Here is a 26088-nt window from a genome sequence, read left to right on the forward strand (position 1 = left end):
CAAAGGGAGGTTTTCTTATGATCGTCATTAAAAATGGAAAAATTATAACGGAAAACGAAATTTTACAAGGGTATGATTTGTATATTAAAAATGATCGAATCGAAAAAATTCAACAGAGCAATCTGCCACCCCTAGTGGGGGTTAGTGAAACAGTGGATGCCCAAGGTGCTTTTATTACACCAGGATTTGTAGATATCCATGCAGACTATATAGAACATATGACGTCACCAAGACCAACCAGCTTGATGGACTTTACTATGAGTATTAGAGAAACGGAAAAGGTTTTAATCAATAATGGCATTACAACGATGTTTCATTCGCTGTCTCTTAACAAGAAAGATGATCGTCTTAGCATTAAGCCTGTTAGATATTTAGAAAATGTAAAAAAGTTTGTTGAGACCATTCATAAAACCCATTTAAGTGAGCATTTAATCCGTCATCGCTTTCATGCAAGATTAGAGATTGATAATTTCGATGCAGTGGAAGATTTGAAAAAATATATTCATGAAAAAAAAGTGCATTTAATTTCTTTTATGGACCATTCGCCAGGACAAGGACAGTATCGTGATTTAGAGATGTATAGAAATCATTTAAAGGGATATAGAGATTTTTCAGAGGAAGAATTAGATAATAGAATTGAAAAAAGCATAAAAAATGAAAAACTTACGATTGATATGATTAAAGAAATTGCGGAGATAGGACTTAAAAATAAGATTACAATAGCCTCCCATGACGATGATTCTTTAGACAAATTAGATTTAGTAAGAAGTTTTGGCACTCAAATTAGCGAATTTCCTATTGATTTGCAAGTGGCAAAGTATGCAAAGAAATTAGGTATGGATGTTTTAGTAGGAGCTCCAAATATCTTGTTAGGGGGTTCTCATTCAGGTAATTTGTCTGCAGTAGAAGCAATTTTAAATAATTGTGTTAACATTTTATGTAGCGACTATTATCCTGCTGCAATCCTGCATGCAATTTTTATATTAGAAGAAAAGCACAATCAAGATATTGTTGAAATGTTTAAACTTGCTACCATCAATCCTGCAAAAGCAGTCAATATGGACAATGAAATTGGTTCGATAAAAGAGAATAAAAAAGCAGACTTGCTCTTGATCGAAAAATTAAATAATGAATTCCCAAAAATTACAAAAGTATTTGTAGATGGAGAAATGGTATCTACTGTTCATTATAGAAATGTTGTGAATAAATAAAGGTGCAGTTTATTAAAAAAAAAGGATGTGTGATGATCGGTGAGTATATTATTAGAGATAAAAAATTTAGTCAAAGATTTTAATATATATCAACTTCATAAGGAAATTAGAGCGTTGAAAAATGTCGACTTAAAGCTTGAAGAAGGAAAATTTATAGGCATTACAGGAAGAAGTGGAAGTGGAAAATCAACCATTCTAAAATGTATATATGGAACGTATCTTCCACAACAAGGAGAAATTTTTTATGATTCAAATAAATTTGGAAAAATTAATTTAGCCAAAGCATCGAAAAGAGAGATTATTTATTTAAGACAGTATGAAATAGGATATGTGTCGCAATTTTTAAAAAGCATGCCAAGGGTTAAAGCCAGTGAACTTGTAGAAGAAGCGCTAATTGAAATGGGAAGTGAGAAAAGTTATGCAAAGGAAGAGGCAATGAAAATATTATCTCACTTTGAAATCGATAAGGCGTTGTGGGATAGCTATCCAAATACCTTCTCAGGTGGTGAAAAGCTGCGGTTAAATATTGCAAGAGCAATGGTGAAAAAACCAAGGCTCTTGCTTTTAGATGAACCAACTGCAAGTCTAGATCAAGGATCTAAAGAGAAAGTGAAAGAACTGATAATACAATTAAAAGCCCAGGGGACCACAATGCTTGGCATTTTTCACGATTTAGATTTTATGAAAGGAGTTTGCGATCAAGAATTACAGATGAAAGATGGCATGCTGTCTACTATGAAAGGATGAGAAAATACTCATTTAAAAAGGGGTGATTGAAAAAATATTTAAAAATAATGGGGTTTGTGATATCCCCATAGATTTTGAAAACCCAATTAAAGCAATTAAAGCAATCAAGAAAGATGGTGGGATCGCTATCCTAGCCCATCTAATGCTTATGATTTAGTAGATGAACTTGTAGGTGTAGGTCTGGATGGTATAGAATTAAACTATCCGCTTCATAAAAAAGAGGACATTGAAAGAATTCAAAAGTTAAAGGAGCAATACAATTTACACTTAACTGGTGGCAGTGACTGCCATGGAGTCTATTCAAATTCTTCCTTTGATATTGGTGAGAGACTAAGTCCAACAGAAGTGATAAAAGTACTAGATCCTTCCATTAGGAAAATCAATATTAGCTTATAGTGCAAAAAAACACTCAAAGGTGAGTGTTTTTTTATGTTATAAGAGTAAATTTTTAGTTCACTCATCTTCTCCTTCAACTAAAGCAGTTGTTGGCAGATCAAGTTGCTGCTTAATATACGTCGTGATTTTCTCAACGAAAATAACCATTAGAAAAATAATAATGGTAACACCTAAGGCTTGATCATAATTAGAAGCCCTGGTGTAACGATCAAGCTCTGCACCAATTCCACCAGCCCCCACAACACCTAAAATGGCAGCATAACGAATATTAATATCAAGGCGAAAAACCGACCACGAAATCAAAATACTCATCACTGCAGGTAAGATACCTTGCATAGCAACTTGAAAAGGAGAAGCACCTGTTGCACGAAGGGCTTCAATTACTCCTTTGTCCATTTCCTCTATGGATTCAGCATATACCTTTACTAGCATACCGATGCTATTGATGGCAAGGGCCATAATACCGGCACTAGGGCCAAAACCAACTGCTACAATAAACATAATTGCCCAAATTAAAGCAGGAATTGATCGAACAAATACAGCAAAGCCTTTGATAAGATAAGAAATAATTTGATGTGGGGTGGTGTTATTAGCTGCAAATATAGCCAAAATAGCTGAAAAAGCTACACCCAAAATGGTACTGACAACTGCTACCTGGATGGATTCAAGTGCCGCAGCGATGAGTGCATTCAAATCTGTGACAACTGGTGGTAGCATTCGTTCAAGCATATATTGTCCCCGTTCAAATCCATTTAAGAGCTTTTTAATGGTAAAATCAAGCTGTGAAAAACTAAATAAAAAGAGCGCACTCATCACAATGAAAGATGTTTTTTTAGCAAAGCGCTTATTTGTAAAAAATTTTCCATATGAATTTTTGTTTTTCCCTAATGAAGTACTCATATTAACTGCTCCCTTATTTTAGAAGTAATGTATTCTACGATTATAATTAAAATGAAAATCAATAAAATCGCAGTTGCTGCTTGGCTATATTGAAAAAGTCGTATCCTTCCTATTAAAACCATTCCTAATCCACCAGCACCAATCATACCTAGAATGGCAGAATCTCTAATATTATAATCAACTTGGTGAAGAGACCAAGCGATAAAAGAAGGTTTAAACTGTGGCATGATAGCTTGACCAATAATTTGGAACCAACTGGCTCCAACGGATTTTAAGGCTTCTACTTGACCGGGGTCAATTTGTTCAAGAGATTCAGTATATGCTTTTCCTAGCATACCAATCCCTCCTACACCTAGGGCTAAAGCACCGGTAAAAGTACCTAAACCAAAAGTAGCCACAAGAAAAATACCGAAAATAATAGTGGGAAAAGATCTTATCATACTGACGATATTTTTTAAAATTTCACCAATAAAAACATTTGGTGCCGTTGTCTTTGCAGATAAAATTGCAAATATAAGGGATAAGACGATGGAAATAGCAACTCCAACAATGCTCATATAAAGGGTATCCATTGTTGCAGAAATCATAGACCTTGCAACCGATAAATCTGGTGGCAGTAAATCTTTAAAAATAAATTCAAACATACTTCCCAGACTTGAAATAATAGAATACATTTTAAATTCAGTACCCCACCATGACCATAGGGTAATAAAGATTCCAAATCCCCAAATAGTAGAAAGATGATAGAATTTTGACTTTCTATTTTTTTGATATTTTCGGTATAGTTTATGGGATAGGCTAAATTCCTTTTTAGAATCCAGCCTATCTATAGTTTTACTCTTAGTAAATACATCAGCATTTCCCATGAGAACACGTCCTTTGTAGTTAATTATAGATGTGGTGGGCCATACGATCATTTAGATCCGATGGTTTACCATCAAACACAATATGACCCTTTCTAACACCAATGATACGATCTGAAAATTCCTTTGCAAAATCAACTTGATGTAGATTGACAAGGGCAGTAATGCCATCCTCATTACAAACTTTTTTTAGATAACGCATAACATCCTCTGAGGATTTTGGGTCGAGGCTTGCAATGGGTTCATCTGCCATAATAATTGATGGATTTTGTGCCATGGCTCTGGCGATTCCCACTCTTTGTTGTTGGCCCCCACTGAGTTCATCGGCCCTTTTAAAGGCTTGGTCTCGAAGACCAACTCTTTCTAAAATGCCAATGGCATCCTCAATGGATTCTTTTGTAAATAATCCAAGGCCGCCTTTAATACTATTCATATAACCAAGATTTCCATGGAGCACATTTCTGATGGTTTCGGAACGTTTAACAAGGTTATGACCTTGAAAAATCATTCCGATTTGTCTTCTGATCATTCGAAGTTCTTTTCCTCTTGCCTTTACAATGTCCTTTTCTTTAAAAATGATTTTGCCCCCACTTGGTTCTACCAGTCGATTAATGCAACGAATTAAAGTACTTTTTCCAGCACCACTAGGACCGATAATGGAGACAAATTCTCCTTTTTTAAAATCAAGTTCCACATTATTTAAAGCAACTGTTCCATCGGGATAGACTTTGCTAAGCTCAGTAATTTGTAAAATAGGTTGAGTCATTGTTATCCTCCCTTCAATTGTATATTTAGTAGGCGTTTGCCAAACGCCGCAACCCGCACTATTGCGGGACTTTTTTAAGCATAAAAAAATATAACTCCTCACCAGATTGTGGTAAAATTGAATTGACAGAAACAAATTCACCCAACCTGAAAGGAGTTATATATGGCTATTTTACCACACAAACAGCTTTCTTTGGCTGAAATTTATTCCGATTGTGCCAATTATTTTGAAAATGATAAGCATCACTTTCTTTCTCTTTTAAAAGAAAACCTTAATCTTGATGAGTTAATCCCTCTTTCTTTTCATCGTAATTACTATGCATCTACTGGCAGACCTAGAAAACATCATCTTACATCAATGGTTTGGGCTTTGCTTCTGCAGCGGATTTTCTCCATTCCAAACGATACATTGTTGCTGACTTTTCTTCAGTTTTCTAAGGAACTTAGAAATTTTTGTGGTTTCACCAATGTTCCTGATGCTTCTAGATTTACTAGATTCAAACAAGATTTTCTGCCAGACTTACAATCATTTTTTGAATATCTTGTGGATGTCACTGAACCTATTTGCCAGGCTATTGATCCTCATAAGGCTTCTATGACTATCTTTGATACTTCTGGCATTGAAGCTTTTGTTACTGAAAACAATCCTAAATACGCTAATAAAATTATTAAACAACTTAAAGCTTTTAAAAAGACTCATAACCTTGATGATTCCTATGATCCATATAAAGCAGCCTATGGTTCCATGCCTTCTCATGCAGCTGCTAATCCAGAGATCAAGCAACTTTACATCAATGGTCATTTTTGTTATGTCTATAAATTTGGGATGATCACCAATGGTCTTGGTATTATTCGTGATATTACTTTTTATGACCAAGATTTTATGAATGCTCATCCTAACATCGTTGTTGACAAAAAGTCGGATTCTCCTGATGAGGATAAGTCCCTTGGTGATGCAAAAGCTCTTTTACCAGTGTTATCTGACTTTTTTAATAAACATCCACTCATTCAACCTAATATCTTTATCGGAGATGCTGCTTTTGATACCATTTCTATCTACAAAGGAATTTTTTCGGATTTAAAGTTCAATAAAGCTTATATTCCCTTAAATCCTCGTTCTTCCCTTAGCAGCTCTGAATACACTCTTACTGAAGATGGGATTCCCTGTTGTCCTCATGATCCAAAACTACCTATGAAGCCTGAAGGCAATACTTCTCATCTTCGCTGTGGTATTCCTACTTTCAAGTTTGTCTGTCCGAAAATGTCTTGGACTAAATGTGAAGACGGCAAGTACCGACGCCGGCATAATTGCGATAATCCCTGTACTTCATCACCTTGTGGTAGAATGATTTATGTGTATCCTGAAAAAGACTTACGGGCATATCCAGGCGCCATTCGTGGTACCGATGATTGGGATAAAACCTATAAAGCCCGAGGTGTCGTTGAGCAAACCATTAACCATTTCAAAGATAGCTTTTGTATTGCTAACCGAAGAACACAGAATGCTAAAACATTGCATGCCGACCTGATTATTGCTGGTATAACGCAGCTTGTTACAGTTATCCTTGCTGACAAAATACATCAACACAAATATATCAGAAGTTTAAAACCACTTATTGCATAGTTAACCGGTACGCCTTGTCTCTTTAGAAAATTTAATCAGCACTCAATTTTCTGCCCTTCTAATTACTTTTCAAATTTAGTTTCGCAATTACCTAGTATATTTAGCATTTTATCTATCTAAAATTGAGAATTAATCCATTTCTAAAAGTGTTGCAGTATCTCGTACAATTTGATACGTGCTCATATCTGCTAAAAAGTATCCACCCATAGCATCGGTTTCTTGTAGGAATGCTAAAATTTCAGGATCATCTTGATGATTAATCAGGTCAATCATAGCATCTTGCAATTCTTTTTTGAAAGATTCAGGAAGATCACCTCTTACGGTAAAGGGAGAGTTTGGAATCGGTTTTGTTTTGTCAATAACAATCATCTCATCGATATTTGGATGGTTTGAATTTCGTTCATAAAATCGAGTCCAAGCACGATCATAAATCGCTGCTGCATCCACATCACCATTTAATACCGATAAGAAGGAAGCTTCATGTGAACCAGAAAACACTGTATTTGCAAAAAAATCACTATCAACTTCACTAAGAGATAAATTCATTTGCTCCATGATATGAGCCTTTGGAAACAAATGCCCAGAAGTAGATGCAGGATCCGCATAAGCAAAATTTTTGTCTTTTAAATCTGCCACTGTTTCTATGCCAGTGCTCTTTCTTGTAATGATAAAAGACTCATAGGTTGGTTCATCTTCCGGTGTTGTTAGACGAATAGCAACAGGCTCAGCATTTGCACGGTCATGTGCTAATACAAAAGAAAATGGTCCGAAAGTAGATATTTCCACATGTCCACCTCGCATGGCTTCAACGGTGGCTGTATAGTCTGTAGGAAAATGAAGTTCAATTGTGACATCAAGACGTTCTTCTAAATATTTGATAAAGGGTTCATAGGTTTTTCCTAAAAACTCCATATCTTCAGTAGGCAAAAGTGCAAAACCGATGGTTTTTGGCCAGTCAGATCTAGGGTCTGCTTCAGTGGTACTGGTTGACGTGTTAGGGCTTGAAGAATCATCAGGAGCAGGTTCACCGGTTGAACAACCTGTCAAAATACTTAAAGTCACTAGTAATACTGAAATCAAACCAAATAATACGACATTTTTCTTGAAGTGGGATACTTTGTTCACGCTTATTGCTTTCATTTTTAAAAACCTCCTTGGATTTTGTTTTATTTTTTTATTACAGTTAAAGCATAACTTGGCGCCAAGTTAGGTTGTTTAACGGAAGGTTAATAAGACGTTAGGATTGTGTAAACTCTAAAACAACAAAAAAGTAAGTGCTTAAGTTTAAAACGAAATGTAGGGAGGCCACTGAAAATATCGTATTATCCTCATCTAAAAATACTGCAATAACAAGATTACGAGATAGATAAATCATTTAATGAAAACTAAAAAAATGTATGAATAATATTGACAAGAGTGCAAGACAATGGTAATATATTAACAAATTCCATAATAATGATTATTGATATCAGTTACTTCGAGACAAGTTTAAAAGGCATTTTAGTAAATGCATAAGTTATTTTATCTGTATGTATTTGCAGACTACTTCTCAAAGGAGACACACATTTATAGGATGACTCCTGGGCGCTTCAAGGCGCCTTTTTCTTTACCTGATTTCTGTCCTGTGTTTTGAACGAGAGCAGCAAGATATACATAAACTCAGCTGCATCCTCCGAAGAAGTCTCGGTCTCTTTAGAAGAACAAACTATCTCTATTGAAAAAATAGCTAAGTATTCCCATGAGCTACAGGAAATGCCATCGGGTTTAGAAATTATCATTAATAAATTTAAACTTTAAGAGGACAAGTGGTTGGGGGGCGTTTAATATTCTATACGTAGGAACGCAGCAACAAGAAATACATATATTACAGAGTCGAGTTCAAGAACTGGAAAACAAATTAAGAGAACAGTCTTTTTTAGTAGATATGACAAATATATTAATTAAAAATCATGATCTAGACACTACGATTAAAAGCACCTTACAGCTAGCTATGGAAATGACCCACAGTGAGGCTGGATGCCTATATATAACAAATTTTAGTATGCGTAAGTTAACGGCAGTAGAAGTAAATGGACAGATATCTAAGAATTTGGTGAAGGCTTTTAGTAAAGCAAATAAAATTTTATCTAAAGAGCAACTACATAGGATCGTAGAATTTAATAAAAAAGATAAAATATTTCAACAGTTTCAGCAATTAGATGAAAAGCTGGAATCATTTATAATCGTTCCTCTTATTGTGGGAGACGATACGATTGGATATGCAGTTGTGATGCATCGACATGATCATTGCGATCATCATTCTGGCTCCTATTCCCTTCAGGATCTCAGAAACCTCAAAATCTATTCTCGACAAGCAGCATTATTGTTGGATCATATTAGAATGAATATTGAACGGGGAAAAAAAGATTTCTATCTTAAAACAATAGCAAGTTTAGTCGCAGCTATTGATGCAAAGGACATTTATACTCAAAATCATTCTTCAAGAGTAGCTAAAGTTACCGTGGAATTTTCTAAGGATCTTGGTTTGGCTGAGGATTTGATAGAATCTATGCATTATGGTGCTCTTCTGCATGATATCGGAAAGATAGGTGTGCTAGATGAAATTTTAAATAAGCCAGGAGCTTTAACAAGGGAAGAGTTTGCCATAATTAAGGAACATCCAGTTAAAGGCATAAACATATTAGCGCCAATGGAACTGGAGAAGGATGTTCTAAACATAATTAGATATCATCATGAGAGATACGATGGTATGGGGTATCCGGAAAAACTGAGAGGAAATGAAATACCCCTCACAGCTAGGATTGTTAGCATCGTAGATGCCTGGGATGCTATGACCAGCAATAGAGCCTATAGAAAGAAATTATCTTCAGAGGAGGTTACACAAGAGCTTAAAAAAGGTAAGGGTTCACAGTTTGATCCATACTTAGTGGAAAAATTTATAGCACTAATTGACAAATTTAGTTATAGATAAAAATAATATAATACTAAAAATTTCAAAGAAAAAATCTTTCAATAAGGACCAAGGGATAAAAGTATTTTAGTGAAAACGCATCTCTTGGTCTTTCGATATTTAAATTGAAAATTTGTGAAATCAGTGTCGGAAGGAGGAACCACAGGATTAGCAGCAACCCTTGAGGCTGCTGAAGAGGGTGTATCTGTAACTTTAATAGAAAAGCCATCTATGTTAGGTGGAAGTACACTTTTATCAGGTGAAATTGATGAAGAATTAATCAATTATATAGCTGAACACTCCGGAGAAACCTTTGAATGGTTAGAAGCGCAAGGTGTTGAATTCACTGAGAACTTGTCAAGCGAAGGCATAATGAGCTGGCTGAAAAAGTATAGACGAAGACTTTGGAAACGGAGCAATCGCCACCATTAAAGGATTATATGCAGTAGGGGAGGTAATTAATGGACAATTAGACAAGACTATTTATCCTGCAAGTGGTACTTCTATTACAATGGTTTTTATATTAGGCAGAGTAACGGGAAAAGAAGCTGCTCAAGCAGCCAAATAATTTCAAAAATCAAAAACCTAGTAGTGAATTCACTACTAGCTTTTTGATGCGAAAATGTATTTCTGAAAGTTTGTTAAAAGCGTTGAAAATGTAATATAATAAGTATAGATAAGCAACTTCATTATTTATTGAAACTCGAAATTGCTCATCTTGCTGAAATTTCAAATTATACTGAGTATAATAATAAATACAGTGTATTTTTTGCATTTTGAGGTGTAAGCTGAGGAGGAGTGCATATGGTAGACAAGCACAATGAGGGTGCGATACTGGCGCAATTACAGGATCAAACAAAGTTGATGCTATTAGGACTATTTCGGGGACTTAATAGACAATCTGAAAAAGAAAAGTCGCTTCAACTGATTGGTCGTTTTGTTCAAAAGAAACTAGGATATCAAAGCATCTACCTTGACGTTAATGAAGGACAAAGAACCATTGGGATTGAATATCTTTCTGAAGAAGAAAAACTGAATGATGAGCATGAAATTTTTCGTTTTTCTCAACCAATAGATTTTTATAAGGAAATTGTAATGCTTTCAGAGGAAGTTGAGATTGAAAGTATTTTTCCTCGCTTTGCTCAAATATTTTCGCCCAAATCAATTTACTCAGCACCAGTTTTTAGTCAAAATAGACTCACTGGATTATTTATTGTATATCATTGCCACAAGAAACATACGTCTATGGAGATGCACTATACATTAAAACAGATTAGTAGAGAAATGACTGCAGTATTTGCTCGGATCGAAAGATACAATACTTCTTTAGAAAGAATGCTTCGATTAACTGCCTTAGAAAATATTTTAATGTACGATGTGAAGGAAGAAATGGATGGAGCTGAAATGATCCAATGCATCGTGAAGGCAATCCCTGAAGCCACTGGAATGGAAAGATGTACATTGGCCCTACTCACTGAGGACGGTCAACATTTGCTCCCACACTATTCAACCTTTCTTGAGTATGAGGTCAGCAAGGACCAAAGCTATCCCATGGATCCTGCAAAAACAAAAGATCATACTGGTATTTTAGCCATAGAGAATAAAGAACCTATTGTTGTTTATGACGCAAGAACAGATGAAAGATGCGATGCTGAGCTAGCAAAACAATTGGGCGTATACTCCAACATCACACTACCGGTTTTAGATATCCATGGAAGACCCTTGGGTGTGCTTTATTTAGATAATGCTGCATATGAGATTTTTTCCGGTGAACAAATTAGATTTTTGCAAATCATTGCTAGGCACCTAGGACTTGTGATTTCTAAGATTGATTATATAGCAAATTTACGGATCAGAGCTAAATATGATGGATTAACAGGATTATTTAATCGACATACCTTTGACACAATTTATGAGGCATTTTATAACGGGATCAAACATGAAAAAATGGATTTTGCCATTTTAATGGTTGATATTGATAATTTTAAAGAGGTAAATGATCAATATGGGCACCCGGTAGGGGACGAAGTATTAAGGAAGATGGCTAGGGCTATGCAGCAAAGTCTAAGAGATCATGATGTTATTGCCAGGTATGGTGGAGAAGAGATGATCATTATTTTAAAAGGTTCCAATCCTCCTGAGGCCAAAGGGATTGCAGAAAGAATCAGAAAATCAATTGAATCTCTTGAAATTCAAGGAATAAGGATAACGGTCTCAATTGGAATGGCAAACTTTCGATATGATAGTTATGAAAAAGATGAGTTGATTACCATTGCAGATAAATGTCTATATGAGGCTAAAAGAAAAGGCAAGAATCAATTCCTATCAACAGAATCAAAATAAGCATAAAAGAGGTTGTGAAACTTAGTTTCACAACTTTTTTTATGCTTATTTTCTAGAGGTGAGTCGCATATAATTGATTACTTCAGGAGATGATTAATAAATACACAATTTTCCTAAAGGATGTGACACGGTGGTTGAGTTTTTTAGAATTGTAACATGGATTCTTCTCATTACATTAGCTTATTTTAATCTATTCAACGTTGCGCCAAAGGCTGTTGTCATAGGAACATATCCCTATTTAGTAGGAATTACAATAATACTAGGGTTGTCAATGATTATGCTTCGTTTTACCCATAATCGCTTTGGAATTATCATCATTCAAACGCTATTGGTCAGTACCTTAGTTTTTGGACTTTTTACTTTTGTTCAAGTATGGAGGAATTCACAATTATTCAATGACTACCAGAAAAATCGAAGTGGTTATATGGATGAGTTGATGCAGATCACCCGAAAGGGATCCCAGGAGCAGGATCTGCTAAACTCCTTCCAAAAAGGAATCGCAAATCTAATTGAAAAAAATATTGGAATTCCTCTTACTTATCATAATAAAGCTACATTGTTTTTCCAAGAAGAAGAAATTTTCGATGAAATGATTGAATCTATCTCTCAAGCAAAGCATCATATACATATTGAGTTTTTTATCATAAGAGATGATGAAATAGGAAAAAAATTTAGAAACATACTAATAGGGAAGGCCAAAGAAGGGGTAGAAGTTAGGATTGTTTATGATGGACTCGGAAGTCATGGGATTAAGAGAAGTTATGTAAGGGAACTGAGGGAAGTTGGTGTAGAAATCGTTGCTTATGATACGGTCATACAGTCAATTTTAAAGGGAAAGCTTAATCATCGGAATCATAGAAAGCTTGTAATTATTGATGGTAAAGTAGGATTTACTGGTGGCGTTAATATCGGAGATGAATATTTAGGACGAGATGATCAAATTGGAAAATGGAAGGATATGCAGGTGAAAATTGAAGGTGAAGCGGTCAACTGGATGCAGAAAATTTTTTTAGGGGACTGGTACTATGTCACAGATGAACAATTAGAAGATGAGCGATATTTTCCTAAACAAGATCGATATGATCAATTGCCAATCCAATTGGTAACCAGTGGCTATGATACCCATTGGAATGAGATCAGCCAATTGTATTTTACAATGGCCACTGGTGCCCAGGAAAGTCTGTATATTGCAACACCCTACCTTATTTTAAATGATAGTATGATCAAGGCACTAGAAACTGCTGCTTTAAGGGGTGTTGACGTAAAAATAGTACTACCTAAAAAGGCGGATTTCTTTTTAGTTGGCTGGGCCAATGAATCTTATTTTGAAAGGCTTTTAAAGGCTAGTGTAGAGATTTACCAATATGATGAAGGGTTCCTACATTCGAAGGTATTTGTAGCAGATCGTGATGTGCTTTCAGTGGGGTCTGCCAACTTAAATACAAGAAGTCTATTTTTAGACTATGAGGTGAATGCAGTTATATTTGATGAGGAGTTAGTTGGGAAAATGGTTGGAGAGCTAAGCCATAACATAGCTGATAGCAAACAGCTTACCTTAAAAGAGCATCAGAGGAGATCCTTTTTACAAAAGGTGAAAGAGTTCATTGGCAGGCTAATTGTTCCAATAGCTTAATCATACCCGGAAAGGTATAAGGGATTGTCCTTTTGTCTATAATATTGAAATGATGGAAGGAGGCACAAAATGACAATCAAAATTGGTATCCCTAGAGGACTATGGGTGTATGATTATTACCCACTATGGAAGACCTTCTATGAAGCATTAGGGGCAGAAGTCATCTTATCCAACCCTACTAATAAGAGCATTTTAGATCAAGGAGTAAAAAATACCGTTGATGAGGCCTGCTTGCCGGTTAAAATTTTTAATGGACATGTATTAGATTTAAAGGATAAAGTGGATTATATATTTGTTCCTAAGATCATGAGTGTCTATCGCAAAGAATACATTTGTCCAAAGTTTTGTGGATTGCCAGAAATGGTAAAACACTCAATTCCTGATCTTCCCCCGATGATCGATACAGAGATTAACTTTAACCGCTCTAGAAAACATCTCATGAGGACAGTTTATGAATTTGGAAGTTATGTGACAACAAATAAAAAACAGATTAAAAAGGCATACGAAGAAGCCCTACAAGAGTATGAAAAATTTAAAAAACAGCTCAAACAAGGTGCACTACCATTAGATGGAATTGTTAAGCCCTATGTCATCACTGACAGCCAAGAGCAAAAGGAGATTAAAAAGAGTGGGAATGCAAAAAGAATTGCCATCATGGGACACTCCTATAATTTATATGATACCTATGGCTCTATGAATTTAGTTAAGAAGCTACAGGATCAAAATATAGAGATTATCACAGCGGAGATGATAGACTACAAAGTGATTAACCAATATGCTGAAACATTAGAGAAAAAGATGTTTTGGAGTTTTGGAAGGAAATTATTAGGTACTGCTATGTATTTAGCAGTGGAAAAAAATGTAGACGGGATTATTTACTTGTCGTCTTTTGGATGTGGAATTGATTCTATCATTGAAGACTTATTTGAAAGAAAGATTAGAAAAGAAGGTGGCATTCCTTTTCTATTGATTACGGTGGATGAACATACAGGAGAAGCAGGCGTCAATACAAGGTTAGAAGCCTTTATGGATATGATTGATTGGAGGAAGCGTGATGAAGGTAACCTTTCCGCACATGGGTAACCAATATGTGGCCACAAAGATATTATTAGAAGAATTAGGGGTAGATATAGTTGTGCCGGCAGAATGTAACCAGGAGGCATTGAACATTGGGACGCAACATTCCCCAGAGTCCATTTGTCTTCCACTAAAGGTAAATATAGGGAATTATATGAAGGGATTCAAAGAAGGAGCCGATACCATCGTTTTGACAGGAAGCTGTGGACCTTGTCGTTTCGGGTACTACTCCATTCTCCAAAAAGAAATACTGAAGGATATGGGATATGATGATATTAAGGTCATTCTTTTGGATCCTCCCCAAGGAGATTATAAAAATTTTATTGATAGTGTAACAGAATTAGCACAAACAAAAAATCCCTACAAGATATTAAGGGCATTGAAGAAAGCCATTCAAATTCTGTATGAAGTAGATGCATTAGAGGAGGCAACCCATTATAAAAGACCTCGGCAAAAGCAAAAAGGACTAGTGGATCGATATTATGATCAATTTCACAAAGATGTTCGAAAGGTCTATGGTTATAAGGAAACTTCACGGGTGATTGAGAAGGCCAGACAAGATATATTAAATATTGAAGAAGAGCCCAATCGAGAAATATTAAAGATCGGAATCATTGGTGAAATTTATACGGTCATTGAACCATTCGTTAATTTGAATATAGAGAAAAAGCTTGGAGATATGGGGATTGAGGTTCATCGGTCGCTTAAAATTAGTCATTGGTTAACGGAGCATTTGTTTTTATCTCCATTGAATTTAACAATGGAAGGAAAGACCAGGAAGGCAGCGGAACCTTATATTAAAACAATGATTGGTGGACATGCTCGAGAAACCGTGGGGCATGGGGTTCGATATGCCCAAGAGGGGTTTGATGGCATCATTCAAATTTACCCCTTTACATGTATGCCTGAAATTGTGGCCCAAAGTATTTTACCTAAGGTGGAAACGGATTATAATACACCTTATTTATGTTTAATTGTAGATGAGATGACAGGTGAGGCGGGGTTTAACACACGAATAGAAGCTTTTACTGATCTTTTACAACGGAGAAAGGAGCTAAGGCATAATGAAAAACTGTTATCTGGGAATTGATGTTGGTTCTGTTAGTACAAATATTGTACTAATGGGTGAAGATAAAAAGATATTAGTCAAGGCATATACACGAACCCAGGGAAAACCCATAGAGGCCATTCAAAGAGGCTTCAAGGAGATTCAAACGAAGCTAAAGGAAAAGGTAATTGTAAAGGGTGTAGGGTCAACGGGCAGCGGTAGACATCTTGCTTCAATGATTGTTGGGGCAGATATTGTGAAAAACGAAATCACTGCCCACGGTATTGCTGCTTTGAGTTTTGTAGATGGAGTGCGAACCATATTAGAAATTGGTGGACAGGACTCCAAAATTATTTTATTGAGAGACGGTGTCATCAGTGACTTTGCAATGAATACAGTCTGTGCAGCAGGTACTGGATCTTTTTTAGATAGACAAGCCGCACGGCTAGGCATTGAAATTGAAGACTTTGGGGACGAAGCCCTCAAATCCGCAAATGCAGTGCGAATTGCAGGAAGGTGTGCGGTATTTGCAGAGTCAGATATGATCCATAAGCAGCAATTAGGACATAATCAGGAGGATATTATTAAGGGACTTTGTGATGCCCTTGTTAGAAACTTCTTAAATAATCTGGGGAAGGGAAAAGAGATTCTGGGACCCGTTGTGTTTCAAGGAGGGGTAGCAGCCAATATTGGCATCAAAAAATCCTTTGAAGAAGCCCTAGGTTTTGAGGTTTATGTGCCGCCTCACCACGAAGTCATGGGGGCAATTGGCTGCTGTCTATTAGCACAGGAGCATCACATAAAGGGAAATAAAACAAAGTTTGAAGGATTTGAGCTGGCGAACTCAGGATACCAAGTCAAGGGTATCGAGTGTGAAGATTGTGCCAATCTATGTGAAGTCATTGAAATATTTAAGGATGATAACCTTATGGCCAGATGGGGAGATAAATGTGGTAAATGGAGTGATTTAGTAAAAGAGAATAATGAAAATGAAAAGTTAGCGTAAAACCCCAATTTGGGGTTTTTTTTACTTAATTAGTTTGAAGTTGCAAAAAGATGGATATAATATATAATGGTATTGCAAAGAATTTGCATTTAGAAAAATAATGGAGGTGTTTACTACAATGAAAAAAAGAATTTTCACAGTGATTTCACTACTGATGATGGTTATGTTAATACTGGGGGGTTGTGCCCAAGAGAGTGAAGTGAGTGATCAAAACACAGAAGAAATACAAGAAGCGCAGAAAATAAAAGTATTTGCTAGTTTTTACCCTCTTTATGACTTTGCAGGTAAAATTGGAGGAGACAGAATTGATCTTCAAACAATTGTTCCTGCAGGAACTGAGCCCCATAGTATTCGAAATACCCACAAGAACATTAGCCCATCTTGAGGCGGCAGATGTATTTATTTATAATGGAGCGGAAATGGAACCCTGGATTGACCAGGTATTAGAATTGTTAAAGGATAAAGACATCATAATTGTTAATGCAAGTGAATCAGTAGAACTATTGGCATTTAACGACGGTCATGGACACAGCCATGACGAAGATGATCATCATGATGATGACCACGGACATAGCCATGACGAAGATGAGCACCATGATGACGACCACGGACATAGCCATGACGAAGATGATCATCATGATGGTGACCATGGACATAGCCATGACGAAGATGATCATCACGATGATGACCATGGACATAGCCATGATGAAGATGATCATCATGATGATGACCACGACCACGGAGAATATGACCCACATATTTGGGTAGATCCAATTAACGCAATCAAAATTTCTGAACAAATAAAGCTTGCCTTTGTTGCAAGAGATCCTGAGCATCATGCAGTATATGAAGAAAACTTTGAAGTATTTAAAACGCAATTAGAAAAACTAGATGAAGATTTTAGAGCAGGACTACAAGATATCAAACAAAGAAAAATCATTGTGTCCCATTCAGCCTTTGGATACTTAGCACATCGTTATGGGTTAGAAGAAATTTCTGTGTCAGGTATTTCTCCCCATGCTGAGCCGAGCCCTGGACGATTGGCGGAATTAACAAAGGTAGCTAGAGAAGAAAACATTAACTATATTTTCTTTGAAGAATTGGCAAATCCAAGAACCGCAGAAACATTAGCCAATGAAGCCAACTTAGAGGCATTAATCCTAAATAATATAGAAGGGCTGACAGAGGCTCAACTAAATGCAGGAGAAGATTTTATTTCTCTGATGTACAAAAATATAGAGACCTTACAAAGGGCGTTGATGGAATAGATGGAAAAGGTAGTAGAAGTTAAAAATATTGAATTCGCATACGATAGGGCACCTGTATTAAAGGATGCCAGCTTAGAGATCTATCAAGGAGACTTTATGGGGATTGTTGGTCCTAATGGTTCAGCAAAAAGTACCCTATTGAAACTGCTGCTGGGGTTAATGAAACCCCAGCAGGGAACAGTTTCTTTGTTTGGGACGCCGATTCATCGATTTAATCAGTGGAATCGAATTGGTTATATTTCACAAAAAGTAAGGGACTTTAATATTGGATTTCCTGCTACAGTGGAAGAAGTCGTAGGGGCAAATCTATACAGTCAGATGGGCTTCTTAAAATTCATAGGGAAAAAGCATAAAGAAAAAATTCGTGAGGCATTAGAAATTGTTAATATGACAGATTATCAAAAACGACTGATCGGAAACCTATCCGGTGGACAGCAACAGCGGGTTTTTATTGCCCGTACGTTGATTAATAATCCAGAAATTATCTTTATGGATGAGCCCTTAGTGGGTGTGGATGTGGATTCTCAAGATAAATTTTATGAATTGATGGAAAAACTCAATAAAGAGCTGGGAATTACATTGGTAATGGTGTCTCATGATATTGGTGTGATTACCAATCGAGCAAATCGTGTGGCGTGCTTGGGAAACCAGCAGGTTTTCGTCCATGATTCAAAGCATTTTAATGAGGAAAAATACATTAGAGATGTTTATGGGAAGAAGGCAGTGCTGCTACATCATAAACATTAATAGAGGGGAATTGTTATGCCAGAAATACTAACCTATGGTTTTATGCAAAGGGCTTTTATGGCAGGAATTATGATTGCTGTTATTTGTCCTGCTATTGGAATCTTTCTTGTTTTAAGAAGATTATCTATGATCGGAGATACACTTTCTCATGTTGCCTTGGCTGGAGTTGCTGGGGGAATGCTTTGGGGAATCTATCCTATTTATTCGGCCTTAGGCTTTTCTGTCCTTGCGGCTTTAGCTATTGAAAGATTACGGAAGGAATATGCACAATATGCAGAGCTATCCATTGCCATTATCCTCTCTGCAGGGATTGGATTAGCTACGATTTTAATTAGCATGGGCAATGCAAATGCTGCTATTTTTAGTTACTTATTTGGAAGCATTGCACTGGTTTCTAGTCAAGATATTATGACGGTTATGGGACTTGGGGTCTTTATCCTATTATCTGTTTTAGTTTTTTATAGGGGGCTCTTTTATATTGCATTTGACGAGGAAGCGGCGAAACTAGCCGGGGTACCGGTTAAATTTATCAACCTATACTTTACAATTTTAATAGCCATGACCATTGCGATTTCCATGAGAATTGTAGGCATTTTGCTGGTATCTTCTATGATGATTATCCCCGTTGCCACCAGTCTGCAGCTGGCAAAAAGCTTTAAAGGTGCATTTTCTTATTCCATACTATTTGGACTCATATCTGTCTTAATTGGACTGACACTTTCATTTTATGGAGATTTAGCACCGGGAGGAGCCATTGTTGTGACAGCTGTTATGATATTGATGGTTGTTCTGGTGACAAAGACCGCAAGGGGAAACTATTTAAGGAAGCTCGCAAGGGAAATATAATTCCACTATTAATTCTGTACCTCTTATTTGACCATATATTCTCCTTCAAGTTATGTGTTAAAGGACAGTGCTCCCTCTCATTAAGTTTTCATTAACTGTAATGAAAATTAATCTGTCACAATAGTATATACAAAGTGGCGGTATTTTTATGTAATAAGAGGGGTGAAGAAAGTAATGGATAGGAATTGGAAAAATGAAGTGGGTCAAGTGCTTGAAAACACACTGATATATGTAGATCAAGATCAACGGTTAATTCAATTGCTTTATGAGAGTGATGTGATATCACAAAAAGAATTTGATCAAATCACTGGAAGCATGGAAGGCATCAGGCCCTCTCTTCAAACAATGAGTAAAAGGATAGAAAAAATACAAAGTCGAAACGGATTACTGCCAGATCTTTATCAATTGATGAATGTACTTTTAGAATGCAAGGATTATGAAGAGCGATTAGTGGAAGGTGCAGAAAGTAAAATTCAATTCCCACAAAGCACATTTCATAAACGATTGTTAGAATACTGTATATGTCAGCTTGATTTACAATTGCTTAATAATGCGGTATTTCGAAAAATGATCTATACCTATATATTTAGAATCATTGAATATCAAAAGGTAGTACAAAAATATAAAAGCTAAAAAAGTGATAAACCTAAGTATTAGGTTTATCACTTTTTTTGTTTAGGCGTTTAATTTTTCAAGTAATGCCTCGGCGTCAATTCCATGCACCGCAGCTGCTTGCTCTATTGTCTCCATTTGAGATGAAGGACAACCCAAGCATCCCATACCAAAGGACATTAAAATGGATGCTGAATTAGGATTGATTTTTAAAGCGTTACCGATTAATGTATCTTTTGTAATTTTTTCCATTATATTCCCTCCAAAGTTAATTATTTTTAAAATGACACTTCTGTCAATTCAGACTAGAAACGATGATTATAAAATGTACTGTCTTGTTAGATGGATTTACTATGTTTAGTACTAACTATAGTATAGGGGAAAAATAGATTAAAAAAGATGATCTGCGTCACTAAAAAGTGTGATGATTGTCACAAATAGAATAATTTTTCAAAGTATTGGAAGACTAATAGGGATAGTAGCAAATATTGATATTTTTAGAAGGAGGGAAAACTGTGTCAGATAAAGATGTACAAAATTCTTATCAAAGAAGTGCTGAACGGATGAGAGGGGATCAAAAGACATTTTCAGCAGATTTGACAGATGCAGACTATAATGATCCTAGTTTGCATAAGGACGCTCATGATAAGGCTCAGGTTGATTATGAAGGAATTGAAAAATCACCATCAATGGAAGAGGTCCACAAGTGGCAAAGAGAGCATATTAAAAAGGATGATCAGTCAAAGGAAGGCTACCCTTTAAACACCATCATTGATCCTGCCATGAGAGAGATGTATCAAGTTGTACATAATGCTGGAATGAGTAATGTATTCGATCGTTTCAGTGAGCAACAGCCAACCCAATGTAAGTTTTGTATTGAAGGCCTGTCCTGTCAGCTCTGTGCCAATGGCCCTTGTCGGATTAGTAAAAAGGCCCCTAGGGGTGTCTGTGGCGTGGATGCTCACACAATGGTGGCGAGAAACTTTGTATACCGTCATGTAACCATTGGTACATCAGCAAATATTTTTCATTGCCATCAAGCTGCCCGTACATTAAAGGCTGCAGGAGAGCATCCAGAGAGTGGGTTAAAGATTCGTGACCCAGAAAAATTGAAAAAGTATGCTGATATGGCTGGACTCGATGCGAATCAACCAATTGATAAGCTGGCAGTTACATTTGCACAGTGGGTAATGGATGACATCCACTTGCCTCATCATGTGGAATCTAAGGCAGTTGAAGCCTTTGCACCTACGAAGCGAAAGAAACTTTGGAGAGAACTGGGGTTATTCCCAGGAGGCGGATATAGTGAGGTTGCCTATGCCCAAACCCAATGTATGACCAACTTTAACTCAGACCCTGTGGAGTTTCTACTGAGAAGTGTACGTTTGGGTGTTGCCAATGAGTACCAAGGATTATTCCTACTAAATATTGTGCAGGAAATATTAATGGGAACCCAGGAGATTGCAATGAAGAAACAGAATATGGGATTATTAAAGAAAAATCAAATTAATGTTGTGACCAATGGGCATATGCCTTTACTTGCCCATGTGGCCATCGACATCGCCTCAACCGATGAATGGCAACAGAAGGCAAAGGATGCTGGTGCGGATGGCATCAAAATATTTGGACATGTATGTGAAGGGCAACAGCTCATCAATTATGAAGGAATGCATAACCAAAGCGCCTATGGGGGACAAGAAGGAGAATGGCTATCCCAAGAATACCTATTGGCTACTGGTGTGGTAGATCTGTTTATGTTTGATTATAATTGTACTGTACCGACGATGCCTATATTTGCGAAAAAGTTTGGGACAAAGCTATTGAGTACACATCCTGTTATAAAATTGCAAGGAACCGAGACTTTGGACTTTGTGCCTGAAAAGATGAAGGAACAAGCTGTGAAGGCACTGGATATGGCAATCGAATCCTTTAAAGAAAGAAAGCAGGCTAATCGTAAAACCTATATTCCGCCCCATGTGTCAGATTGTATGGTTGGATTTAGTACGGAGTCAGTACGAAATGCCCTTGGCGGAAGCTTTGACCCATTAATTGAACAGATTGCAAACGGAAATATAAGAGGTATTGCCACCATTGTAGGTTGTACCACAGCGAGATATGGCCAGGGTGGAAGTAATATTTTTAAGATTACCAAGGGCTTAATTGAAAACAATATTTTAGTCCTCTCTGGTGGATGTACTTCTAGTGTAATGGAGTATACGGGATTAACAAACCCCAAGGCATCTGAAGAGTGTGGAGAGGGATTGAAGGCTGTTTGCGAGAAACTAGGCATTCCACCGGTATTAACCTATGGAGCCTGTGTGGATATTGGAAAGATGACTCAAACTGCAGTTGAATTAGCTGATGCACTTGATGTTGATACCAATATGCTTCCTCTTGTTATTGGGGCACCTGAATATTTAGAGCAAAAAGCTGTGGCTGATGCATGTACTGCTGTTGCCTTAGGATGGTTAGTTCATGTGGCGCCTGTTCCTTCTATTACAGGTAGTGATCTAGTAGTGAAAACATTAACCGAAACAACTGAGACCCTAGGACTTGGAAAAGTAGTGGTGGAAATGGATGCAGAGAAAACAATACAGATTTATGTGGATCATATTGAAAAGAAACGAAAGGAATTAGGGTTAAATTAAATAGGATTGTCTATGCAAAGAAAGGATTCCATAGTGAATCCTTTCTTTTTTTGACAATAGAATTCGTATGATGCTCTCTCATCGACTCATAAGTGCACTAAAAAAAGAAGTCCTCCATGGGCTTCTTTGATAATCATCTATTATTAATTATGTTATCATAATCAATGTTGATTAACGCGTCCCTTTAAGAGACGAAAGGTTTTCTTTGGGTCTTGAGATTCCTTTAAATTCTTAAACTCATTACAATGCTTGATGTCAGACTCGATCTCCCAGTGGATGACAAAGGTTAAAATGACCCTAAGGGCGATAATTGCAGCTAAGACATAGACTTCGCTTAGGTCTCTAATGGTGACTGTCTTTAGGATCTCACCGGCTAGCTTAAATTCTAAACCCAAGGCTAAGGACTTGGCTAATTCAATCTTTATTGTATCATCGGTAAAGTTAAAGGTTTGTACTGCATATTGGGCAAAGGCCTTTAAAGCTGTAAATAGAATAACAAAGATGCCCATTGCTTCTAATAAATGAATTGCGTAAGGAACGGCAATTTCCATAAAGTGCTCCAAGATCATTTGACATGCGCCTCCTAAAATTGATAATCAGAAATAATCGTTTGTGTCTTGCACTAGTCTTATTCCATATATCATTATGCTCCTCTAAAATTACTTTGTCAAACATATTATTTAAAAAAAATAAAGTTTGAATTTTCTTGAAAAAGAAAGGTTGCAAACCATCTGATTGGTAGCGTTTGCATAAAAATGTTGTGTTAATTTGGTTATCACTGAAATGCATAGATGATTGATTAAAAGGGTATATAACATAGAATTATATGACTATTGCTTTTAACATGATTGCTTTTCATTTATAATAAGAATGAGAGGAGAGGAAGACATGACCTTTTATGAAGAGTTTAGCAAATACTATGATTTTATTTTTCCCACTGGAGAAGCGCAGGTAAATCTGATTATAAAGCATATACCTGAAAATAAAAGAAATGTATTGGACGTAGCCTGTGGTACAGGAAACTATGCAATTGCCTTGGCTAAAAAGAATATAGAGGTATCAGCTGTTGACTTAGATGAGAAAATGATTCAGGAGACCATAAGCAAATCTCATGAAAACAATGTGCATGTAGATGCAAATACTGGGGATATGACTGCATTAAATGAAGTCTTTCCACATGAAAAATTTGGTTCGATTTTTTGTATTGGGAATTCATTAGTACATTTAACCAAGCTTGTGGATATGGAGGAAGCTCTGAGACAAATGTATCATTTGTTAGAGGAAGAAGGGAGTCTGATTCTACAAATTATTAACTATGACCGCATTCTAAAATATGATATTAATGGTCTACCCACCATTGACAATAAGGAAGCTGGGGTCAAATTTATTAGAAGGTATGAGCCGAATCAACGTGTAGGACTCATTAATTTTAATACGGAATTAATCATCAATGATGGAGAGGCACAACGAGTCTATCGGAACTCAGTACCATTATATCTATTACAACAAGAACAGCTTGAAGGACTTTTAAGAGTCGTAGGCTTTCGGGATATGAATTTCTTTGGAAGTTTTAAGGAAGAACCCTACAGTCAAGAAGCCTATGCAACAGTTGTCGTTGCAAAAAAATAAGCAAAAAAGGATTGAGCCTATGAAAGACACCACGATAGATATATTGAGAAAAGTGCCTGCTTTTTCTAAATTAAAAGAAGAGGCTTTAAAAAAGATTGCAAATATGACCATTGAAAGAAATGTTAGAAAGGGATCCATTATTTTTATGGATGGAGATCCAGGTGAGGCATTTTACTTTGTTAAATCAGGAAAGATAAAGGTATATAAAACCACTGCGGATGGAAGAGAATTAATCTTTACGATTTTATCCCAGGGAGATGTATTTGCTGAAGTTACCTTATTTAATGACATACCCTACCCTGCCTCTACGGAAGTATTGGAAGATGCTAGTATAGGAATGATTCGAAACCAAGACCTTGAAGAACTGATTCGAGGAGATGCAGATATTGCGCTTCAGATCATTAAAGTTTTTAGTAAGAAACTGTTTGCTTCCCAACAAAAGGTGAAGGAATTGGCTTTAGGAGATACCTATATGCGAACTGCTCTAACCATATTAAAGCTAGGGGAGGAGCATGGTGTAGAAAGCGCGGCGGGAATTGAAATTGAATTGAATATTTCCCGTCAGGAACTGGCAAATATGATTGGCACAGCAAGAGAAACAGTGAGTAGAGCATTGAGTCAATTTAAAAAGGAAGGGGCTCTGGAAGTTCAAGGTAAGAAGATTATTATACAGGATATTAAAAAGTTAAGGAGCTGGGTTCAGTAAATGGTAAGTGCAAGTTTAATTGCAAAATAAACAAAGGGAAGTGGCGCAATTGGAAGAAAAGGAAGTAAAGAAGGATATCGTTAATCGATTAAGAACCATTAAAGGTCATATACAAGGGATTGAAAAGATGATTGAAGAAGACAAGGAATGTGAAGACATACTGTTACAAATTACAGCGGTAAAGTCCTCCGTCGATCGGGTAGGACAACTGATCATTGAAAATCACTCCAAAGAATGCTTGTTAAAGGATAACATTAGCTCTGATGAAATTGATAAAGTATTAAAGACGATTTTAAAGTTTATGAAATAAAAAAGCGATGTGAGCCTAATCACATCGTTTTTTTTGAGCTATTTTGATTTCACATAGTCAAAGATATTGGTTTTGTTACTTATGATCCAAATGACCCATGAGAAAATGGGAATACTGATTAGTTGTGTAATGGTCCGTGGAATGATTGTTAACTCATAAGGAATACTAAATAAAGCACTTAAAAAATAAGGAATAAGTAAGAGAGATATAGTCACTTGTCCAATTAATATGGATATAAAAATCAACCAAAATGAAGGTCGCGACACTTGGAGCTTTGATGAAAAATGAATATTGGATTTGGGTCTAAAAGTAAAATAATAAATCGATCCAGGTATGAAACCCGATAAACCTGCTGACAATGTAAAATGAGGCATATAAGCTCCCATGGGATTTAAAAAGTATCCAATCAGATCTCCTAATGCTCCCACAATGAATCCGCTTATAGGACCAAATAGTATTCCAGCTAGTAAAATCGGTAGGGACCCGAAGCCCACACGGACTCCTTCAACACCACCGAAGGGGATTCTAATACTTGCAATACGAGTAAAAACAATTGTTAAAGCCATTAACAAAGAAAGGGTAACGAGTTTCCTTGTGTTAAATTTCATGAATTCACTCCTTATGGTGGTTAGATTTTACCAAAAAAACAATCAATCTAGTGTAAAAAGAGCGCTTAATACAGTGGTATTGTGACTCACACTGAATGTTAACTGGGTACTAATGCATTTCATTATTGTAACATTTTTTCAATAAAAATAC

Annotated in this window: 28 protein-coding genes; 21 read left to right on the forward strand and 7 right to left on the reverse strand. The window is 36.4% G+C overall.

Annotated features, from left to right (window positions below; genetic code table 11):
- Positions 1-17: 17 nt before the first annotated feature.
- The 3 genes from phnM to AMET_RS26825 are packed head-to-tail and all read left to right on the forward strand — an operon-like array spanning position 18 to position 2115.
- Positions 18-1211, forward strand: a complete 1194-nt coding sequence (phnM, locus tag AMET_RS05705) for a phosphonate metabolism protein PhnM (RefSeq protein ID WP_012062409.1) — start codon at positions 18-20, stop codon at positions 1209-1211.
- Positions 1212-1250: 39 nt separating this feature from the next.
- Positions 1251-1958: a phosphonate C-P lyase system protein PhnL gene (locus tag AMET_RS05710; protein ID WP_012062410.1), complete on the forward strand. Its 708-nt coding sequence runs from the start codon at positions 1251-1253 to the stop codon at positions 1956-1958.
- Positions 1959-1980: 22 nt separating this feature from the next.
- The gene (locus AMET_RS26825) at positions 1981-2115 is read left to right on the forward strand and encodes a hypothetical protein (protein WP_278184238.1); all 135 of its coding nucleotides are present in this window, start codon (positions 1981-1983) and stop codon (positions 2113-2115) included.
- 296 nt (positions 2116-2411) lie between these two features.
- Here the strand turns inward: AMET_RS26825 and phnE (AMET_RS05720) are convergent, their stop codons facing one another.
- Genes phnE (AMET_RS05720) through phnC form a run of 3 tightly spaced genes read right to left on the reverse strand, consistent with a single transcriptional unit; the run spans position 2412 to position 4883 of the window.
- Positions 2412-3254, reverse strand: coding sequence for a phosphonate ABC transporter, permease protein PhnE (gene phnE / locus AMET_RS05720; RefSeq protein ID WP_012062411.1), 843 nt, complete (start codon positions 3252-3254; stop codon positions 2412-2414).
- Positions 3251-4120 carry a phosphonate ABC transporter, permease protein PhnE gene (gene phnE, locus AMET_RS05725; protein WP_012062412.1) on the reverse strand — a complete coding sequence of 290 codons (870 nt, stop codon included), beginning with the start codon at positions 4118-4120 and terminating at the stop codon, positions 3251-3253. The genes phnE (AMET_RS05720) and phnE (AMET_RS05725) overlap by 4 nt, the downstream gene beginning before the upstream one ends.
- Before the next feature lie 19 nt (positions 4121-4139).
- Entirely contained in the window at positions 4140-4883 is a 744-nt protein-coding gene (gene phnC / locus AMET_RS05730; protein ID WP_012062413.1) for a phosphonate ABC transporter ATP-binding protein, read from the reverse strand.
- A gap of 168 nt (positions 4884-5051) precedes the next feature.
- Between phnC and AMET_RS05735 the strand changes: the two genes are divergently transcribed.
- The gene (locus AMET_RS05735) at positions 5052-6506 is read left to right on the forward strand and encodes an ISNCY family transposase (RefSeq protein ID WP_041721426.1); all 1455 of its coding nucleotides are present in this window, start codon (positions 5052-5054) and stop codon (positions 6504-6506) included.
- A gap of 129 nt (positions 6507-6635) precedes the next feature.
- On the opposite strand, the gene AMET_RS05740 is transcribed toward AMET_RS05735, so the two are convergent.
- A complete protein-coding gene (locus AMET_RS05740; protein ID WP_012062415.1) occupies positions 6636-7646 on the reverse strand; it encodes a phosphate/phosphite/phosphonate ABC transporter substrate-binding protein in 1011 nt (336 codons plus the stop codon).
- A gap of 489 nt (positions 7647-8135) precedes the next feature.
- On the opposite strand from AMET_RS05740, the gene AMET_RS25595 reads away from it, so the two are divergent.
- The 13 genes from AMET_RS25595 (at position 8136) to AMET_RS05795 (ending at position 20057) form a co-directional block, all read left to right on the forward strand.
- Positions 8136-8303, forward strand: coding sequence for a hypothetical protein (locus AMET_RS25595; RefSeq protein ID WP_157047166.1), 168 nt, complete (start codon positions 8136-8138; stop codon positions 8301-8303).
- Positions 8304-8430: 127 nt separating this feature from the next.
- A complete protein-coding gene (locus AMET_RS05745; protein WP_012062416.1) occupies positions 8431-9477 on the forward strand; it encodes an HD domain-containing phosphohydrolase in 1047 nt (348 codons plus the stop codon).
- Positions 9478-9591: 114 nt separating this feature from the next.
- Positions 9592-9888 carry a hypothetical protein gene (locus AMET_RS05750; RefSeq protein WP_157047167.1) on the forward strand — a complete coding sequence of 99 codons (297 nt, stop codon included), beginning with the start codon at positions 9592-9594 and terminating at the stop codon, positions 9886-9888.
- A gap of 372 nt (positions 9889-10260) precedes the next feature.
- Positions 10261-11799: a sensor domain-containing diguanylate cyclase gene (locus AMET_RS05755; RefSeq protein ID WP_012062417.1), complete on the forward strand. Its 1539-nt coding sequence runs from the start codon at positions 10261-10263 to the stop codon at positions 11797-11799.
- A gap of 130 nt (positions 11800-11929) precedes the next feature.
- The gene (cls, locus tag AMET_RS05760) at positions 11930-13432 is read left to right on the forward strand and encodes a cardiolipin synthase (protein ID WP_012062418.1); all 1503 of its coding nucleotides are present in this window, start codon (positions 11930-11932) and stop codon (positions 13430-13432) included.
- A gap of 69 nt (positions 13433-13501) precedes the next feature.
- A complete protein-coding gene (locus tag AMET_RS05765) occupies positions 13502-14515 on the forward strand; it encodes an acyl-CoA dehydratase activase-related protein (protein ID WP_012062419.1) in 1014 nt (337 codons plus the stop codon).
- Entirely contained in the window at positions 14487-15599 is a 1113-nt protein-coding gene (locus tag AMET_RS05770) for a hypothetical protein (protein ID WP_012062420.1), read from the forward strand. The genes AMET_RS05765 and AMET_RS05770 overlap by 29 nt, the downstream gene beginning before the upstream one ends.
- Positions 15574-16563 (forward strand): acyl-CoA dehydratase activase, encoded by a 990-nt coding sequence (locus AMET_RS05775; protein WP_012062421.1) that lies wholly within the window; start codon positions 15574-15576, stop codon positions 16561-16563. The genes AMET_RS05770 and AMET_RS05775 overlap by 26 nt, the downstream gene beginning before the upstream one ends.
- Before the next feature lie 118 nt (positions 16564-16681).
- The gene (locus tag AMET_RS26830) at positions 16682-16948 is read left to right on the forward strand and encodes a metal ABC transporter solute-binding protein, Zn/Mn family (RefSeq protein ID WP_049765200.1); all 267 of its coding nucleotides are present in this window, start codon (positions 16682-16684) and stop codon (positions 16946-16948) included.
- Positions 16836-17831: a metal ABC transporter solute-binding protein, Zn/Mn family gene (locus AMET_RS05780; RefSeq protein WP_083761090.1), complete on the forward strand. Its 996-nt coding sequence runs from the start codon at positions 16836-16838 to the stop codon at positions 17829-17831. Before AMET_RS26830 ends, AMET_RS05780 begins: the two co-directional genes overlap by 113 nt.
- The gene (locus AMET_RS05785; protein ID WP_012062422.1) at positions 17832-18578 is read left to right on the forward strand and encodes a metal ABC transporter ATP-binding protein; all 747 of its coding nucleotides are present in this window, start codon (positions 17832-17834) and stop codon (positions 18576-18578) included. It abuts the gene before it with no gap.
- Positions 18579-18593: 15 nt separating this feature from the next.
- Complete coding sequence (locus AMET_RS05790; RefSeq protein ID WP_012062423.1) at positions 18594-19424, forward strand: metal ABC transporter permease; 831 nt, start codon at positions 18594-18596, stop codon at positions 19422-19424.
- Between the two features lie 174 nt (positions 19425-19598).
- A complete protein-coding gene (locus AMET_RS05795) occupies positions 19599-20057 on the forward strand; it encodes a hypothetical protein (RefSeq protein WP_012062424.1) in 459 nt (152 codons plus the stop codon).
- Positions 20058-20099: 42 nt separating this feature from the next.
- On the opposite strand, the gene AMET_RS05800 is transcribed toward AMET_RS05795, so the two are convergent.
- Positions 20100-20288, reverse strand: coding sequence for a DUF1858 domain-containing protein (locus AMET_RS05800; protein WP_012062425.1), 189 nt, complete (start codon positions 20286-20288; stop codon positions 20100-20102).
- Positions 20289-20551: 263 nt separating this feature from the next.
- Here AMET_RS05800 and cooS point away from each other — a divergent pair, with 263 nt between their 5' ends.
- A complete protein-coding gene (gene cooS, locus AMET_RS05805; RefSeq protein WP_012062426.1) occupies positions 20552-22684 on the forward strand; it encodes an anaerobic carbon-monoxide dehydrogenase catalytic subunit in 2133 nt (710 codons plus the stop codon).
- A 161-nt stretch (positions 22685-22845) separates the two neighbouring features.
- Here cooS and AMET_RS05810 read toward each other — a convergent pair whose 3' ends face one another.
- Positions 22846-23253 (reverse strand): DUF1622 domain-containing protein, encoded by a 408-nt coding sequence (locus AMET_RS05810; RefSeq protein ID WP_012062427.1) that lies wholly within the window; start codon positions 23251-23253, stop codon positions 22846-22848.
- A gap of 319 nt (positions 23254-23572) precedes the next feature.
- On the opposite strand from AMET_RS05810, the gene AMET_RS05815 reads away from it, so the two are divergent.
- Genes AMET_RS05815 through AMET_RS05825 form a run of 3 tightly spaced genes read left to right on the forward strand, consistent with a single transcriptional unit; the run spans position 23573 to position 25329 of the window.
- Positions 23573-24313, forward strand: coding sequence for a class I SAM-dependent methyltransferase (locus AMET_RS05815; protein WP_012062428.1), 741 nt, complete (start codon positions 23573-23575; stop codon positions 24311-24313).
- Positions 24314-24332: 19 nt separating this feature from the next.
- Entirely contained in the window at positions 24333-25019 is a 687-nt protein-coding gene (locus AMET_RS05820) for a Crp/Fnr family transcriptional regulator (RefSeq protein ID WP_012062429.1), read from the forward strand.
- 19 nt (positions 25020-25038) lie between these two features.
- On the forward strand, positions 25039-25329 hold the full coding sequence (locus AMET_RS05825; RefSeq protein ID WP_242661395.1) for a metal-sensitive transcriptional regulator: 291 nt from the start codon (positions 25039-25041) through the stop codon (positions 25327-25329).
- A gap of 38 nt (positions 25330-25367) precedes the next feature.
- Here the strand turns inward: AMET_RS05825 and AMET_RS05830 are convergent, their stop codons facing one another.
- Complete coding sequence (locus AMET_RS05830) at positions 25368-25937, reverse strand: folate family ECF transporter S component (protein WP_012062431.1); 570 nt, start codon at positions 25935-25937, stop codon at positions 25368-25370.
- Between the last annotated feature and the right edge of the window lie 151 nt (positions 25938-26088).

It is taken from the genome of Alkaliphilus metalliredigens QYMF, assembly GCF_000016985.1.
Lineage (GTDB): Bacteria > Bacillota > Clostridia > Peptostreptococcales > Natronincolaceae > Alkaliphilus_A > Alkaliphilus_A metalliredigens.

Coding starts and splice junctions, on each gene's coding strand:
- phnM (WP_012062409.1), top strand. CDS start 18: ATGATCGTCATTAAAAATGGAAAAATTATAACGGAAAACGAAATTTTA.
- phnE (WP_012062411.1), bottom strand. CDS start 3,254: ATGAGTACTTCATTAGGGAAAAACAAAAATTCATATGGAAAATTTTTT.
- phnE (WP_012062412.1), bottom strand. CDS start 4,120: ATGGGAAATGCTGATGTATTTACTAAGAGTAAAACTATAGATAGGCTG.
- phnC (WP_012062413.1), bottom strand. CDS start 4,883: ATGACTCAACCTATTTTACAAATTACTGAGCTTAGCAAAGTCTATCCC.
- AMET_RS05740 (WP_012062415.1), bottom strand. CDS start 7,646: ATGAAAGCAATAAGCGTGAACAAAGTATCCCACTTCAAGAAAAATGTC.
- AMET_RS05745 (WP_012062416.1), top strand. CDS start 8,431: ATGACAAATATATTAATTAAAAATCATGATCTAGACACTACGATTAAA.
- AMET_RS05755 (WP_012062417.1), top strand. CDS start 10,261: ATGGTAGACAAGCACAATGAGGGTGCGATACTGGCGCAATTACAGGAT.
- AMET_RS05765 (WP_012062419.1), top strand. CDS start 13,502: ATGACAATCAAAATTGGTATCCCTAGAGGACTATGGGTGTATGATTAT.
- AMET_RS05770 (WP_012062420.1), top strand. CDS start 14,487: ATGAAGGTAACCTTTCCGCACATGGGTAACCAATATGTGGCCACAAAG.
- AMET_RS05775 (WP_012062421.1), top strand. CDS start 15,574: ATGAAAAACTGTTATCTGGGAATTGATGTTGGTTCTGTTAGTACAAAT.
- AMET_RS26830 (WP_049765200.1), top strand. CDS start 16,682: ATGAAAAAAAGAATTTTCACAGTGATTTCACTACTGATGATGGTTATG.
- AMET_RS05780 (WP_083761090.1), top strand. CDS start 16,836: ATGACTTTGCAGGTAAAATTGGAGGAGACAGAATTGATCTTCAAACAA.
- AMET_RS05785 (WP_012062422.1), top strand. CDS start 17,832: ATGGAAAAGGTAGTAGAAGTTAAAAATATTGAATTCGCATACGATAGG.
- AMET_RS05790 (WP_012062423.1), top strand. CDS start 18,594: ATGCCAGAAATACTAACCTATGGTTTTATGCAAAGGGCTTTTATGGCA.
- AMET_RS05795 (WP_012062424.1), top strand. CDS start 19,599: ATGGATAGGAATTGGAAAAATGAAGTGGGTCAAGTGCTTGAAAACACA.
- AMET_RS05800 (WP_012062425.1), bottom strand. CDS start 20,288: ATGGAAAAAATTACAAAAGATACATTAATCGGTAACGCTTTAAAAATC.
- AMET_RS05810 (WP_012062427.1), bottom strand. CDS start 23,253: ATGATCTTGGAGCACTTTATGGAAATTGCCGTTCCTTACGCAATTCAT.
- AMET_RS05815 (WP_012062428.1), top strand. CDS start 23,573: ATGACCTTTTATGAAGAGTTTAGCAAATACTATGATTTTATTTTTCCC.
- AMET_RS05820 (WP_012062429.1), top strand. CDS start 24,333: ATGAAAGACACCACGATAGATATATTGAGAAAAGTGCCTGCTTTTTCT.
- AMET_RS05830 (WP_012062431.1), bottom strand. CDS start 25,937: ATGAAATTTAACACAAGGAAACTCGTTACCCTTTCTTTGTTAATGGCT.